Source organism: Roseomonas rosulenta (assembly GCF_016106005.1).
Lineage (GTDB): Bacteria > Pseudomonadota > Alphaproteobacteria > Acetobacterales > Acetobacteraceae > Neoroseomonas > Neoroseomonas rosulenta.
Genome location: NZ_JACADR010000020.1, coordinates 1 through 13,851, shown reverse-complemented (window position 1 = coordinate 13,851; position 13,851 = coordinate 1). Strand labels below are relative to the sequence as shown.

At 70.2% G+C, this 13,851-nt stretch carries 12 protein-coding genes; 4 read left to right on the top strand and 8 right to left on the bottom strand.

The window, feature by feature from the left end:
• Positions 1-13 precede the first annotated feature (13 nt).
• The 7 genes from gyrB to mutM form a co-directional block, all read right to left on the bottom strand.
• A complete protein-coding gene (gene gyrB / locus HW578_RS04940; RefSeq protein ID WP_198369433.1) occupies positions 14-2,440 on the bottom strand; it encodes a DNA topoisomerase (ATP-hydrolyzing) subunit B in 2,427 nt (808 codons plus the stop codon).
• Between the two features lie 65 nt (positions 2,441-2,505).
• On the bottom strand, positions 2,506-3,675 hold the full coding sequence (recF, locus tag HW578_RS04935) for a DNA replication/repair protein RecF (RefSeq protein ID WP_369407822.1): 1,170 nt from the start codon (positions 3,673-3,675) through the stop codon (positions 2,506-2,508).
• Between the two features lie 15 nt (positions 3,676-3,690).
• Positions 3,691-4,821, bottom strand: coding sequence for a DNA polymerase III subunit beta (gene dnaN, locus HW578_RS04930; RefSeq protein WP_198369432.1), 1,131 nt, complete (start codon positions 4,819-4,821; stop codon positions 3,691-3,693).
• A 402-nt stretch (positions 4,822-5,223) separates the two neighbouring features.
• Complete coding sequence (gene dnaA, locus HW578_RS04925) at positions 5,224-6,663, bottom strand: chromosomal replication initiator protein DnaA (RefSeq protein WP_198369431.1); 1,440 nt, start codon at positions 6,661-6,663, stop codon at positions 5,224-5,226.
• A 270-nt stretch (positions 6,664-6,933) separates the two neighbouring features.
• Positions 6,934-7,212 carry a 30S ribosomal protein S20 gene (rpsT, locus tag HW578_RS04920; protein ID WP_198369430.1) on the bottom strand — a complete coding sequence of 93 codons (279 nt, stop codon included), beginning with the start codon at positions 7,210-7,212 and terminating at the stop codon, positions 6,934-6,936.
• A 153-nt stretch (positions 7,213-7,365) separates the two neighbouring features.
• Complete coding sequence (locus HW578_RS04915) at positions 7,366-8,142, bottom strand: enoyl-CoA hydratase (protein WP_198369429.1); 777 nt, start codon at positions 8,140-8,142, stop codon at positions 7,366-7,368.
• 56 nt (positions 8,143-8,198) lie between these two features.
• Positions 8,199-9,095, bottom strand: coding sequence for a bifunctional DNA-formamidopyrimidine glycosylase/DNA-(apurinic or apyrimidinic site) lyase (gene mutM / locus HW578_RS04910; protein WP_198369428.1), 897 nt, complete (start codon positions 9,093-9,095; stop codon positions 8,199-8,201).
• A gap of 43 nt (positions 9,096-9,138) precedes the next feature.
• Between mutM and HW578_RS04905 the strand changes: the two genes are divergently transcribed.
• Positions 9,139-9,888: a class I SAM-dependent methyltransferase gene (locus HW578_RS04905; RefSeq protein ID WP_232478680.1), complete on the top strand. Its 750-nt coding sequence runs from the start codon at positions 9,139-9,141 to the stop codon at positions 9,886-9,888.
• Here the strand turns inward: HW578_RS04905 and HW578_RS04900 are convergent.
• On the bottom strand, positions 9,885-10,649 hold the full coding sequence (locus tag HW578_RS04900) for a hypothetical protein (RefSeq protein ID WP_198369426.1): 765 nt from the start codon (positions 10,647-10,649) through the stop codon (positions 9,885-9,887). The two genes, HW578_RS04905 and HW578_RS04900, sit on opposite strands and share 4 nt — an antisense overlap.
• A gap of 104 nt (positions 10,650-10,753) precedes the next feature.
• Between HW578_RS04900 and coaBC the strand changes: the two genes are divergently transcribed.
• Genes coaBC through HW578_RS04885 form a run of 3 tightly spaced genes read left to right on the top strand, consistent with a single transcriptional unit; the run spans position 10,754 to position 13,788 of the window.
• Positions 10,754-11,938, top strand: a complete 1,185-nt coding sequence (coaBC, locus tag HW578_RS04895) for a bifunctional phosphopantothenoylcysteine decarboxylase/phosphopantothenate--cysteine ligase CoaBC (RefSeq protein ID WP_198369425.1) — start codon at positions 10,754-10,756, stop codon at positions 11,936-11,938.
• A gap of 13 nt (positions 11,939-11,951) precedes the next feature.
• A complete protein-coding gene (dut, locus tag HW578_RS04890; protein ID WP_198369424.1) occupies positions 11,952-12,404 on the top strand; it encodes a dUTP diphosphatase in 453 nt (150 codons plus the stop codon).
• Positions 12,405-12,444: 40 nt separating this feature from the next.
• Positions 12,445-13,788, top strand: a complete 1,344-nt coding sequence (locus HW578_RS04885; RefSeq protein WP_198369423.1) for a tetratricopeptide repeat protein — start codon at positions 12,445-12,447, stop codon at positions 13,786-13,788.
• Positions 13,789-13,851 lie beyond the last annotated feature (63 nt).

The following is a 13,851-nucleotide window of genomic DNA, read 5'->3' as shown; positions in this document are numbered from 1 at the left end:
CGCGCAACCGGCCTCAGACGTCCAGGTTCGCGACCTTCAGCGCATTGCCGACGATGAAGTCGCGTCGCGGCTCCACCAGGTCGCCCATCAGGGTGGAGAAGACCTGCTCGGCGTCCTCGACATCCTCGATGCGCACCTTCAGCAGCGTACGGGCGGCAGGATCGAGCGTGGTCTTCCAGAGCTGGTCCGGGTTCATCTCACCGAGGCCCTTGAAGCGCTGGATGGCAAGGCCGCGGCGGCCTTCGGCGATCAGCCGGTCGAAGGCCTGCATCGGGCCATGCGCGGGGTACTCCTGCGACCCCAGCAGCAGCGTCGTCGCACCGGATGCGAAATCGGCCGCCAGGCGGTCGCGGCGCTCATCCAGCCAGCGCGCTTCCGCGCTGCGCAGCGCGGTGGCGTCGAGGGTGTGGCGCTCGTTCACGCCGCGCACGGTGCGCGCGAGCGTCAGCCCGCTCTCGCCGCTGGTCGCGACCCAGCCGCGCTCATTCTCCTGCGCCAGGGCGTTCAGCCGCACGGCGAGCGCCTGCGCGGCCGCCGTGGTGCGGTCGTTGTCCAGCGACAGCGCGCCGACCACCGCGGCCTGTTCCACGACCTCGGCCGGGACCTGGCCGGCCAGTCGGCGGATGCGCGATGTCGCCTGGCGATGGAACTCGACCTCGGTCTGCAGGTCCGCCGCCGTCAGCAGCCGCCCATCGAAGAAACGCAGCGACGCGCCGCCCGTCGCTTTCTCGATCAGGAAGTCCTCGAGCGCGCGGTCGTCCTTCAGGTAGCGTTCCTCGTTGCCGCGCTTGGCGCGGTAGAGAGGCGGCTGCGCGATGTAAAGGTGCCCGCGCTCCAGAAGCTCGGGCATCTGGCGGAAGAAGAAGGTCAGCAGCAGCGTGCGGATATGGCTGCCGTCCACATCCGCGTCGGTCATGATGACGATGCGGTGGTAGCGCAGCTTGGCGGCATCGAAGCCGCCTTCGGATGGTTCGCCGCGCCCGATGCCGGTGCCGAGTGCGGTGATCAGCGTGCCGATCTCGGCGCTGCCGAGCATCTTGTCGAAGCGCGCGCGCTCGACATTCAGGATCTTGCCCTTGAGCGGCAGGATGGCCTGGAAGGCGCGGTCGCGCCCCTGCTTGGCGGATCCGCCGGCGGAATCACCCTCGACGATGAACAGCTCAGACTTCGCCGGATCGCGCTCCTGGCAATCGGCCAGTTTGCCGGGCAGGGAGGAGACATCCAGCACGCCCTTGCGGCGCGTGAGCTCGCGTGCCTTGCGCGCTGCCTCGCGCGCCGCGGCCGCGTCCATGATCTTGCTGACGACATCCTTGGCTTCCTTCGGATGCGTCTCGAACCAATGGGTCAGCGCATCGGCGACCGCCATGTGAACGACCGGCTGCACCTCGGAGGAGACCAGCTTCTCCTTGGTCTGGCTGCTGAACTTGGGGTCCGGCACCTTCACCGAAAGAACGGCGGTCAACCCTTCGCGCATGTCCTCGCCGGCGAGGGCGAACTTCTCCTTCTTCGCGAGACCTTCCGCCACCTTGCCCACCACGCGCGTCAGCGCCTGGCGGAAGCCGGCCAGGTGCGTACCGCCGTCGCGCTGCGGGATGTTGTTGGTGAAGCAGAGCATCGTCTCGTGGTAGCTGTCATTCCAGCGCACCGCGATCTCGACGCGCATGCCGTCGTGATCCTTCGACATCACGCTGATTGGCTGCGCGAAGATCGGCGTCTTGCCCTTGTCGAGCCATTCGACGAAGGCGACCAGGCCGCCATCGAACTTGAACACCGCTTCCTGTACATCGGTGTGGCGTTCGTCGCGCAGCGTGATCGCCAGGCCGGAATTGAGGAAGCCCAGCTCGCGCAGGCGCCGTTCCAGCACCGCGAAGTCGAACTCGGTCTTGGTGAAGGTCAGCGCCGATGGCTTGAAGGTCACCTCAGTGCCGTTCGGGTGGTCCGACGGGCCGACCAGCGTGCAGGGCACCACCGTCTCGCCGTGTTCGAAGCGCAGCCGGTGCTCCTGGCCGTCGCGCCAGATGCGCACTTCCATCCATTCGGACAGCGCGTTCACTACTGCCGCGCCGACACCGTGCAGGCCGCCCGAGACCTTGTAGGAATTCTGGTTGAACTTGCCGCCGGCATGAAGGCGCGTGAGCACGACCTCGGCCGCGGAGATACCTTCCTCGGCGTGGATGTCGGTCGGGATGCCGCGCCCGTCATCGCGCACAGTGACGCTGCCATCACCGTTCAGCGTGACGTGGCAGGAGGTGGCGAAGCCGGCCTGCGCCTCATCCACCGCGTTGTCGATGATCTCGAAGGCCATGTGGTGCAGGCCTGACCCGTCATCGGTGTCGCCGATATACATCCCGGGCCGCTTGCGCACGGCTTCGAGGCCGCGGAGCACGGTGATGGAGGCGCTGTCGTAGGCGTCTGATTCGGGACGCGCGGGCTCGCTCATGCGGCGCGCTCACTCCTGCTGGAAGGGGGTAGGAAGCCTTGCTGGAATATAGGCGCTCCTGGCCTTCAAGGCGACCCGGTTTCGCCCACCGGAAGCAGGTTTCCGTGACGGGCCTCGAAGATGTCGGCCACGCCGCGGAGCGGGCGGAAAACCTCGGCTTCCGTGCCGGTCAGGAAGACCTGCGCGGGCAGCGCGGCCAGGGCGGCGAACAGCGCCTCCCGCCGCGCAGAATCGAGATGCGCCGCGACCTCGTCCAGCAGCAGCAGGGGCGCGAAGCCGCGCGCCTCGGCGATCAACGCCGCATGGGCCAGAACGGTCGAGATCAGCAGCGCCTTCTGCTCTCCGGTCGAGCAGAATTCCGCGGTCTGGTCCTTGGGCAGGTGCACCAGCGTCATGTCGGCGCGATGTGCGCCGCGCGCCGCGCCACCGGCGGCGGCATCGCGGCGGCGGTCGGTGGCGAGCGCCTCGCGCAGCGCATCCTCGACCGCCAGCGCAGGCTGCTCCGCCAGCGCCGTCGCGATGGGGCAGATCAGGTCCATGCGCGCGGCGGGGAAGGCGCCCGTCGCGCTGCCAGAGGACATCACCGCATTCAGCCGCATCGCCAGCGCGCGCCGTGCGGCGGTGGCAGCGACCGCATGGCGCGCCATCGCATCCTCGAGCCCGGCGAGCCAGCGCGTATCGCCGCGCCCCTGACTCAGCAGGCGGTTGCGCTGGGCCATGGCGTTGTCGTGAGCAGCTACGTCGCGCGCATGGGTGGGTTCCAGCGCCCAGGCCAGGCGGTCGAGGAAGCGCCGCCGGCCCGAGGGACCTTCCTGGAACAGGCGGTCCATCTGCGGCGTGAGCCAGACCGCGGCTACCCGGTCGGCGAGGTCGGACTGTGTCCGCACCGGCTGGCCATCGAGGCGGAAGACGCGCCGGTCCGATGCGCCCTCGGGGTCGGAACCGGTCCCAAGGTCGAAGGTGCCGTCGGGCGTATCGAAGCGCCCGGCGGCGGCCCAGGGACGTGCACCGCCCACCACGCGGCGGCCGAGCTCCCCCATGCGCGCGCCGCGCAGGCCGCGCCCGGGGCCGAGCAGGGAGATCGCCTCCAGCAGGTTGGTCTTGCCCACGCCGTTCTCGCCGGCGATGGCGACGATCGGCGCGGTGAAGGCGGCGTCGAGCGACGGCCAGGAGCGGAAGTCGGTCAGGCGGAGGCGGATGAGGCGGAGCACGCTGTCACGGGCGGGCCGGGACACGCCCGCGCCACGTCCTCACACCCGCATCGGCATCAGCACGTACAGCGCCTCCGGCTTCGCCGCATCCTTCACGATGGTCGGCGCCGCACCATCGGCGAACAGGAACTCCACGCTCTCGCCGATCTGCGCCGTGATGTCCGTCAGATACCGTGCCTGGAAGCCGATCTCGAGCGGGCTGCTCTCGTAGGACACGGCATCGCCCTCGAGTTCCTCCTGCGCCTGGCCCTGCTCTGGGCTGGCTGCCGAAAGCAGCAGGTTGTTGCGCGAGATCGACAGCTTCACCGGCCGCGAACGTTCGGAGGAAATCGCCGCGACGCGCGCCACCGCTTCCTCGAAGTCCTTCTTCGGCACGGTCAGCTTCTTGTCGTTGCCGCGCGGGATCACCCGCTCGTATTCCGGGAAGGTGCCGTCGATCAGCTTGGAGGTGAGGGAGACCGTGCCGAGCCCGAAGCGGATCTTGGTGTCGGACAGGCGGATCTCGATCTCGTCCTGCGTCTCCTCGGCCAGCTTGCGCACCTCGTTCACCGTCTTGCGCGGCACGATCACGCCCGGCATGCCCTTGGCACCGTCGGGCAAGGGTTCCTCGACGCGCGCCAGGCGGTGCCCGTCGGTCGCGACCGCGCGCAGCACCGGCGCGCCTTCGCTCTCGGCGGCATGCAGGTAGATGCCGTTGAGGTAGTACCGCGTCTCCTCGGTGCTGATGGCGAAACGCGTGCGGTCGATCAGGTCGCGCAGCACGCCGGCCTTGATGGAGAACTTCGTCGGCATCTTGCCCTCGGTCATCGAGGGGAAGTCATCGACCGGCAGCACCGACAGCGTGGTGTTGAACTTCCCCGCGCGCAGCGAGAGCGGGCCGTCGCCGCCGCCATGGTCGAACTCGACGCGCGCACCCTCGGGCAGCTTGCGCACGATCTCGTACAGCGTCGAGGCCGGCGCGGTGGTGCGCCCGCCGCGCGCGACCGTCACGCCGGCCACCTCCTCGACCACCGCGATCTCCATGTCGGTGGCGGTCAGCGTGAGGTTGCCCTCGGTCCTGGCGTCGATGAGCACGTTGGCGAGGATGGGGATGGTGTTGCGCCGCTCCACTACGCTCTGCACATGCGCGAGAGCCTTGAGCAGCACTGCCCGGTCGACCGTGAACTTCATCGCTGCACCGACGCCCCGATCCTTGAGGCGGCCGCCGCATCGCACGATGCGGGACCGCCGGTGTCCCCCTGTGGTCCCTCCGCGGACACCGGGGCCGAATCGGCCCACGCGGCGGCCGGCCGAGGGGGCGGCACCATATCAGCGGGATTCCGGGGGGGAAAGCCGGGAAAACCGGGGCTTCGGGCGTGGCGGGCGAGGGCGGCGTGGCGCCGTCGGCCAGAGTGTCGCCGCCACCACCATGCTATCTGGTACGCTATCTGGTACGGCGGATCGCGCGCCGCGCGATCCGGGAGCGCACGGCGCGACCGCCCCCAGACCTTCAGTGGCGCTGGATGCGTCAGTGCCTGGCGCGAAGACAAGCCGGCCGGATGGCCGGCGCCCGCCGTCTGAGGGACGCAAAAACTACGTCTCGAGCATCCGGCGCAGCAGCTCGACATCCTCGGCGAAGGCGGAATCCGCCTGCATCAGCTCCGCGATACGGGAGACCGCGTGCATCACCGTGGTGTGGTCGCGGTTGCCGAACCGCCGCCCGATCTCGGGAAGCGAACGGGAGGTGAGCTGTTTCGCCAGGTACATCGCCACCTGGCGCGGCCGCGCCACCGCGCGCGCGCGCCGCGCGCTGCTCATGTCGGTCAGGCGGATGTTGTAGTGCTCGGCGACCTTTCGCTGGATCTCCTCGATCGTCACGCGGCGGTCGTGGGCGCGCAGGATGTCCTGAAGCACCTCCTGCACGCCGTCCAGCGTGATGGCGCGGCCGAACAGGTTGGCATGGGCGATCAGCCGGTTCAGCGCGCCTTCCAGTTCCCGGACGTTCGAAGTGATCTTGTGCGCGAGGAATTCCTGCACGCTCTTCGGCACCTCGACGCCGGCCGCAGTCGCCTTCGCGACCAGGATCGACAGGCGCAGCTCGAAGGTGGTGGCGTGGATATCCGCCACCATGCCGCAGCCCAGCCGCGTGCGCAGCCGGTCTTCGAGGCCGTTGAGGTCGGAGGGCGACTTGTCGGCGCTGACCACGATCTGCTTGCCGGCATCGACCAGGGCGTTGAAGGTGTGGAAGAATTCCTCCTGCGTGTTGTCCTTGCCGATCAGGAACTGCAGGTCGTCGACCATCAGTACGTCGACCGAGCGCAGGCTCTCCTTGAACTCCATCGTCGACTGGCTGCGCAGCGCCGCGATGAAGCGGTACATGAACTTCTCGGCGCTCATGTAAGCGACGTTGCGCGCGGCTTCGCCGTTGCGGATCGCCCAGGCGATGGCGTGCATCAGGTGCGTCTTGCCCAGCCCCACGCCGCCGTAGAGGAACAGCGGGTTGAAGCCGGGTAGCGCCGGCTTCTCGGCCACGCGCCGGGCGCAGGCATGGGCGAACTCGTTGGGCTTGCCGACAACAAAGGTGTCGAAGGTGAAGCGCGGGTCGAGCGGCGCGGACCAGTCGCCGCGCGCATCGACCGTGCGCCCGGCACCCTTGCCGTTGACAAGCGGCTCGGCCAGGCCGTTACGCCGTGGCGGTCCATCGCGGCCAGGTGCGGCCGCCTCCTCCGCATCGTCGCTGGCCGGGCGCTGCGGCCCCAGGCGCACGTCCACGCGCCGCACCGACGGGCTCTCCTGCTGCCACAGCGCGCTCAGGCGGTCGCCGTAATGGCCGCGGACCCAGTCCCGCAGGAAGCGCGTCGGCAGCACGACGATGGCCTCGTCGCCCTCGATCCCGGCCAGGGTCATCTGGCGCAGCCAGGTGCGGTATTCGACCTCGCCGACTTCCTCGCGCAGGCGCCCGCGGATCCGCGCCCAGGCCTCCCCAATGGTCGCGGAGGAGAGCGACGGACCCGACCCGGCTGGCTTCTCCATAGCGACCCCTTGCCCCCTCGTGCCTGCGCCGGGGTTTTCTCCCCGGCTCTCTCGCCGCCGCCCCGTTCGGGCTGTCGGTCGAGCCACCCCCTTCAGAAGCCCCCAAGACTAGGCCCCGGAACAGGGACCACAAACAACAAATCTGTAAATCGGCCACGTGCGCCAAATCGCGCACGAAGAAGTACCGACGCGATTCATAAGCGCGACGTCAACGCCACTACTTCTGATCATGTCTTTATGAAGCGGCCGGGGGTCCCGGCCGCGCAGCAACTACGACGCTGCCGTGGTCCCGAGGGACTTCACCCGCGCCGAGAGGCGTGACACCTTCCGCGCCACAGTGTTCGCGTGCAGCGTGCCCTTGGTCACCGCCCGCTGCAGCTCAGGCTGCGCGGCACGGAAGGCTTCTTGCGCAGCGGCCTTATCACCGGTCGCGATGGCTTCCTCCAGCTTGCGGACGAAGCCGCGCACGCGGGACTTGCGCGCCTTGTTGCGCGCAACGCGCTTCACGTTCTGGCGGATGCGCTTGCGCGCGGACGCAGTGTTCGCCATGGGGCTTCCGGCTCACATCATTCTGAGGTTCTAGGCAGCCACGGACCGAAGGACGACCGCGGCGAAGGCGGCGGTTCTAATGCGCCCCGGCGCAGCACGTCAAGCGGGCGCTGCTCGGGAAATCCATGCCACGCCGCGGGATCGGCTCCGCATTCAGCGCTGGACGAAGGCCGGCTTGCGCTTCTCGGCGAAGGCCGACATGCCTTCCTTCTGGTCTTCGGTCGCGAAAAGGCTGAGAAAAAGTCGCCGCTCGGTGCGCACGCCCTCGGTCAGCGTGCTCTCGAAGGCGGCGTTCACCGCCTCCTTCGCCATGGCCACCGAAGGGGCCGAGAGCGCGCCGATCTTCGCGCCGATCTTCACGGCCTCCGCCAGCAGGTCTGCGGCCGGAACGACGCGGGTCACGAGGTTGGCGCGCTCCGCCTCGGCGGCGTCCATCATGCGCCCGGTCAGGATCATCTCCATCGCCTTCGACTTGCCGACCGCGCGCGTCAGGCGCTGCGACCCACCGGCGCCCGGGATGATGCCGAGGTTGATCTCCGGCTGGCCAAACTTCGCGGTGTCGGCGGCGATGATCATGTCGCACATCATCGCCAGCTCGCAGCCCCCGCCCAGCGCAAAGCCCGCCACCGCGGCGATCACCGGCTTGCGGATCTCGAGCACCGTCTCCCAGCGCTCGCCGATGAAGTCGTTGAAGTAGACGGCGGGGAAGGTGCGGTCCTTCATCTCCTTGATGTCGGCGCCGGCGGCGAAGGCCTTCTCGCTGCCGGTGACGACGATGGCGGCGATGGCGGGGTCGGCGTCGTAGCCGCGCAGCGCCTGGCCTAGCTCGGTCATCAGCTGGTCGCACAGCGCGTTAAGCGCCTGCGGGCGGTTGAGCCGGATGATGGCGACCCGTCCCTCGGTCTCCGTCAGGATCATCTCGTAGGGCATGCCCGTTTCCTCGCCGTTGGGTGTCCCCGGGCCTGTAGCGCAGCGCGGCCGGCGCCTCAACGCTGCCGCTTCGCGCAGAAGAAGGTGGAGCGGCCCGACTGCACGATGCGCGCGATCCCCTGGCAGGGCGGCACGCCGGGGCAGCCGGGGCAGGGCGCGTGCTCACGCCCATAGACGGCGAAGTTGTCCTGGAAGCGCCCCAGCTCGCCATCCGCGCGCACATAATCGCGCAGCGAGGACCCGCCCGCGCCGATGCTCTCGGCCAGCACCGCCTTGATGGCGGGCACCAGGCGAGCGGCGCGCACGCCGGCCACCGTATGCGCGAGGCGCCGCGGCGAGATTCCCGCGCGGAACAGCGCCTCGCAGACATAGATGTTGCCGAGCCCGGCGACGACCTTCTGGTCGAGCAGCGCCGCCTTGATCGGTGTGTGCCTGCCCGCCAGCGCGGCGGAGAGCACCTCAGGGGTGAAGGCGTCCTCCAGCGGCTCCGGGCCGAGCCCTGCGAGCAGCCGGTGCGCATCCTCCGCCGCGGTCGCCAGCAGGTCGACCGAGCCGAAGCGCCGCGGATCGACGAAGCCCACGCGCCAGCCCTCGTCGGTGGTGATCACCAGGTGCTCATGCGCCTCGGGCGGCGCGTTGTGGCCCCGTGCATCCGAGGCCGCGCCCATCGGCCCGAGCCGCGGCACCGGCGCCGCGCCCGCCTGGCGCGCCACCATGCGGCCCGACATGCCGAGATGGATCAGCAGACTCTCGCCTCCTTCGAGGCGCATCAGCATGTATTTCGCCCGCCGGCGGAACGAGAGGACGCGCCTTCCCTCCAGCCGCCGCGCGAGGTTCTCCGGGAAAGCGAAGCGCAGGTCAGCCCGCCGCTGGTCCACCTCGGTGATGCGCCGGCCTTCCAGCACGGCGGCCAGGCCGCGCATCACGGTCTCCACTTCCGGCAATTCGGGCATGGTGCCTCCCCTTTCCCGCGCGCCACGCTATGTTGGCCGCATCATGAGCGACAGCCCCCAGGACCAGGCCGATTTCGGCTTCCGCACCGTGCCCCGCGCCGAGAAGGCGTCGATGGTGCGCGATGTCTTCGAAAGCGTAGCCCCCAGCTACGACGTGATGAACGACCTGATGTCGCTCGGCATCCATCGCGTCTGGAAGCGGATCTTCGTCAATGCCATCGCGTGTTCGCCGCGCGAGACGCTGCTCGACCTCGCGGGCGGGACCGGCGACATCTCCTTCCTCGCGAAGGAACGCGGGGCAGGGCGCGTCATCCTCACCGACGTGAACCCGGCGATGCTGGAAGTGGGGCGCAAGCGCGCGCTCGACCGCGGCATCGTGGATGGTCTCGATTTCATGGTGGTGGATGCCGAGCACATCCCGCTGCCCGACCGCAGCGTGGAGAAGGTCTCGATCGCGTTCGGCCTGCGCAACTGCACCGACAAGGACGCGGTGCTGCGCGAGGCACGGCGCGTGCTGCGTCCGGGCGGGCGCTTCCATTGCCTGGAATTCTCGCGCCTCGAGATCTCGGCCCTGGTGCCGCTGTATGATGCGTGGTCGTTCAAGGCGCTGCCGGCAATCGGCGAACGCGTGGCGAAGGACCGCGAGAGCTACGAATACCTGGCCGAGAGCATCCGCGTCTTCCCCGACCAGGAGACGCTGGCGGGGATGATGCGCAAGGCGGGGATGGAGCGGGTGGAGGTGCGCAACCTGTCGGGCGGGATCGTGGCGATCCATACGGGGTGGCGGCTTTAGGAGGGCGGGAGGTCGCCCTCCGGCGGTTGTCGCAGCGGCGGTGCCGCGCGCAGCACTGCATCGCCGACGCTGCGCCCAAAGGCTGAGCAGATCGTCATGGCTCCTGTGCCTGCCGGAACCTCGATCATAGGAGCGGCCGCAGCGGCGAAGGGCGATGTCCCACTCACGATCAGGTAGGCGCCGCCCTGCGTCTCGAACGAGCCCCAGACCGTGCCGAGCAAGCGTCGCCCGCGGATGTCGAGCAGCGTGCCCAGCAAGGCCAGCCGATATCGAACGGTACGCCCCACGCGTACTTCCTGCCGGCCGAGATTGGACCTCCCGGGAACAAGACTCCGGTCCACGCCCGTCGTGGCGTCGTCCGAACTGTGATCCTCGACGACCACGAGCCAGTCGAAGCCGAGCGTGCCGACCTCCGGCGGCAGGGCGCCACCCGTCCGGACGAAGCCTTCGCCGCGCAGGAGCGGCTCCACCATGGCAAGGACACGCGCCGCCGCTTCCGCTTCGAGGACGACCGGCGAAGGGTGCCCTCCCGGCAGCCGCGACCCCAGCCCCGCGGCGACGCATGCGGCCACCCGCCCCGCCTCCGCGCGCGGCCGCGTCACCACCAGCGCCAGCCTGTCCTCGGCCTGAAGTGGCCGGCCGGCCTCGACCACCTGGGCGGATGTGTTGGGTCCCTCGATCACGTAGCGGATGGGCTCGAACGCCCAGACGCAGCCGCCCAGGCCACATGCGGTCAGGATAACCAGAGCGAGCCGAACCATCGATCTCGTCATGGCTGAGAGGTTGGGTATGGTCGGGGCAGCCGCGCCTTGCGCTCGATCAAGCACCCCTCGCTCACTGTGCTGCGCCGCGCTAGGGTCGCCCCATGCTCGCCGGCCGCCGCGTCCTTCTGATCGTCTCGGGTTCCGTCGCCGCCTACAAGGCGATGGAACTCGTGCGCCTGCTCAGGCGCGACGGCGCACAGGTCATGGCCATCCTGACCGCCGGCGGCGCCCGCTTCGTCACGAAGGAGGCGCTGGCCGCCATCACCGGCGAACGCGTGCATGACGACCTTTGGGCCGCGGAGGCAGAGATCGGCCATATCCGCCTCGCGCGCTGGCCAGACCTGGTCGCGGTGGCACCGGCCTCGGCCGACCTTCTGGCGAAGATGGCGCATGGCATCACCGACGACCTCGCAACCTGCGTGCTGCTGGCCACGCGCGCGAAGGTGCTCGCCGCGCCGGCGATGAACCCGGCGATGTGGCAGCACGCCGCCACGCAGGCGAACATCGCTACGCTGCGCGGCCGCGGCGTGGTCATCGCCGGCCCCGATGACGGACCCATGGCGGAACCGGAAAGCGGCCCTGGCCGCCTCGTGGAACCGGCGGCATTGCGCGATGCGATCCACGCCGTGCTGGCCGATGGCCCTCTGGCGGGCCGGCACGTCATCGTCACCTCCGGCCCGACGCATGAGCCGATCGACCCGGTGCGCTACATCGCCAACCGGTCGTCCGGGAAGCAGGGGCACGCCATCGCTGCCGCGCTGGCGGCACTCGGTGCGCGCGTCACGCTGGTCAGCGGCCCGGTGGCGCAGCCCGACCCGCCAGGGGTGCGCGTGGTGCGGATCGAATCCGCGCGCGACATGCTCGCCGCCTGCGAGGCCGCGCTGCCTGCCGATGCCGCCATCTGCGCCGCCGCGGTGGCCGACTGGCGCACAGCGCGCGAGGCGACGCAGAAGATGAAGAAGGTGCCGGGCGAAGCGCCGCCGCCGCTCGATCTCGCGCTCAATCCCGACATCCTCGCAACGCTTGCCGCGCCAGGCCCGCGCCGCCCGCCCCTGGTGGTCGGCTTCGCCGCCGAGACCGAGAGCGTCGTCGACAACGCCATCGCCAAGCGCGCGAAGAAGGGCTGCGACTGGATCGTGGCGAACGACGTCTCGGGCGACGTCATGGGTGGGGCGGAAAACGCCGTCCATCTCGTGACCGAAGCCGGCGTCGAGGACTGGCCCCGCATGCCCAAGGACGAGGTGGCGCGCCGGCTCGCCGCGCGCATCGCCGCCGCCCTGGCCTGACCCCGGAGAGCCCATGACCGCCCCGATCATCGACGTGGTCCGCCTGCCCCATGCCGAGGGCCTGCCGCTGCCCGCCTATGCCACCGATGGCGCGGCGGGGATGGACCTTCTGGCGGCCGTCGCGGCGCCGCTGGTCATCCCGCCGGGCGGGCGCGCGCTGGTGCCCACGGGCCTCACCATCGCGCTGCCGCCCGGCTACGAATTGCAGGTGCGCCCGCGCTCGGGCCTCGCGCTGAAGCACGGCATCACCCTGCCGAACACGCCCGGTACGGTCGACGAGGATTACCGCGGCGAGCTCGGCGTCATCCTGTTGAATGCGGGGACCGAGCCCTTCACGGTGGAACGCGGCATGCGGATCGCGCAGGCTGTCGTCGCGCCGGTGGTGCGCGCGCGCTGGCGCGAGGTCGCGGAGCTTCCCGGAACCGCCCGCGGCGCCGGCGGCTTCGGCTCCACCGGAACCCGCTAGCCGCCGGGCGCGAAAGCACGGCGCAGGAGGAGACCACGCCATGCCGACCGACGCCCAGGGCCTTACCATCACCGCCGCCTCCGACGCCGCGGCCGCCGCCTATGACCACACCATCCAGGGCTACCTGAAGTACCGTGCCGATGGCGGGCAGCGGCTGAAGGCGTTGCTCGATCTGGACGCGGAGATGCCGATGGCGCAGGTGCTGAAGGGCGCCTTCGCCATGCTGACCTACAACGCGGCGCATCTGCCCCGCGCGCGGGAGGCCGCGGCCGCGGCAGCGCGCCTCGCCGGCAATGACCGCGAGCGCATGCATGCGGCCGCGCTGGCGCGCTGGGCGGAAGGCGACCTCGACGGCGCGCTCGGCGCCTGGGAGGCGATCCTGGCGGCGCACGCACATGACATCCTGGCCTTCCGGCTGCACCATTTCTCCGCCTTCTGGCTCGGCCGCGCGGGGGTGATGCTGCGCGCGGTGGAGGGCGTGGCACCACGCTGGTCCGCCGCCATCCCGGGCTATGGCAGCATCCTGGCCTGCCGCTGCTTCGCGAATGAGGAGGCCGGCAACTACACGGTGGCCGAGGAGGCCGGGCGCGCCGCCGTTGTGCTCGACCCCGCCGATCTCTGGGCCACGCATGGCGTCGCGCACATCCTCGAGATGCAGGGCCGGCGCGGCGAGGGCATCGCCTGGCTGCGCGGTCTCGAGCCGCATTGGGAGGGCGGGTCGAACCTGCTGCATCACCTGTGGTGGCACCGCGCGATGTTCCACATCGAGCGCGGCGAGCACGACGAGGTACTGGCCCTTTACGATCGCGGCTTCCGCAACCACGGCAGCGCGCTGGTCCAGGCCATGCCGGACCTCTACATCGACGTGCAGAACGCCGCCTCGATGCTGTTCCGCCTGCAGCGCCAGGGTGTCGATGTCGGCGATCGCTGGATCGAGCTGGCCGACAAGGCCGAGGCGCGGATCGGCGACTGCCTGTCCACCTTCACCCTGCCGCACTGGATGATGGCGCTGGCCGCCACCGGCCGCACCCAGGCGGCCGCGCGGATGCTGGATGCGATGCGCGAGGCGGCGGCGCAGCCCGGCACCATCGCGCCGATCCTGCGCGACGCCGCCATCCCGGTCTGCGAGGCGGTGCTGGCCCATGCGCAGGGTGACCATGCGCGCGCGGTCGCCGTCATGCGCCCGGCGATCGGCGTGATGCACCGCATGGGTGGCAGCCATGCGCAGCAGGACGTGCTGGAGCAGCTGTTTCTCGACGCCGCGATGAAGGCCGGAGCGGAGGAGGATGCGCGGATGCTGCTGGAACGCGTGGCCGGCCGTCATCCGGTGCCGCCCGAGCGGCGCGCCGGCTATGCCGCCGCCGCGCGCGCCGTGCGCCACTAGCTCCGCGCGGTCCAAAGGGCCGCGGCGCCCTGGCAGGCGCGCGCCCAGGCAGTGTCCCGGCCC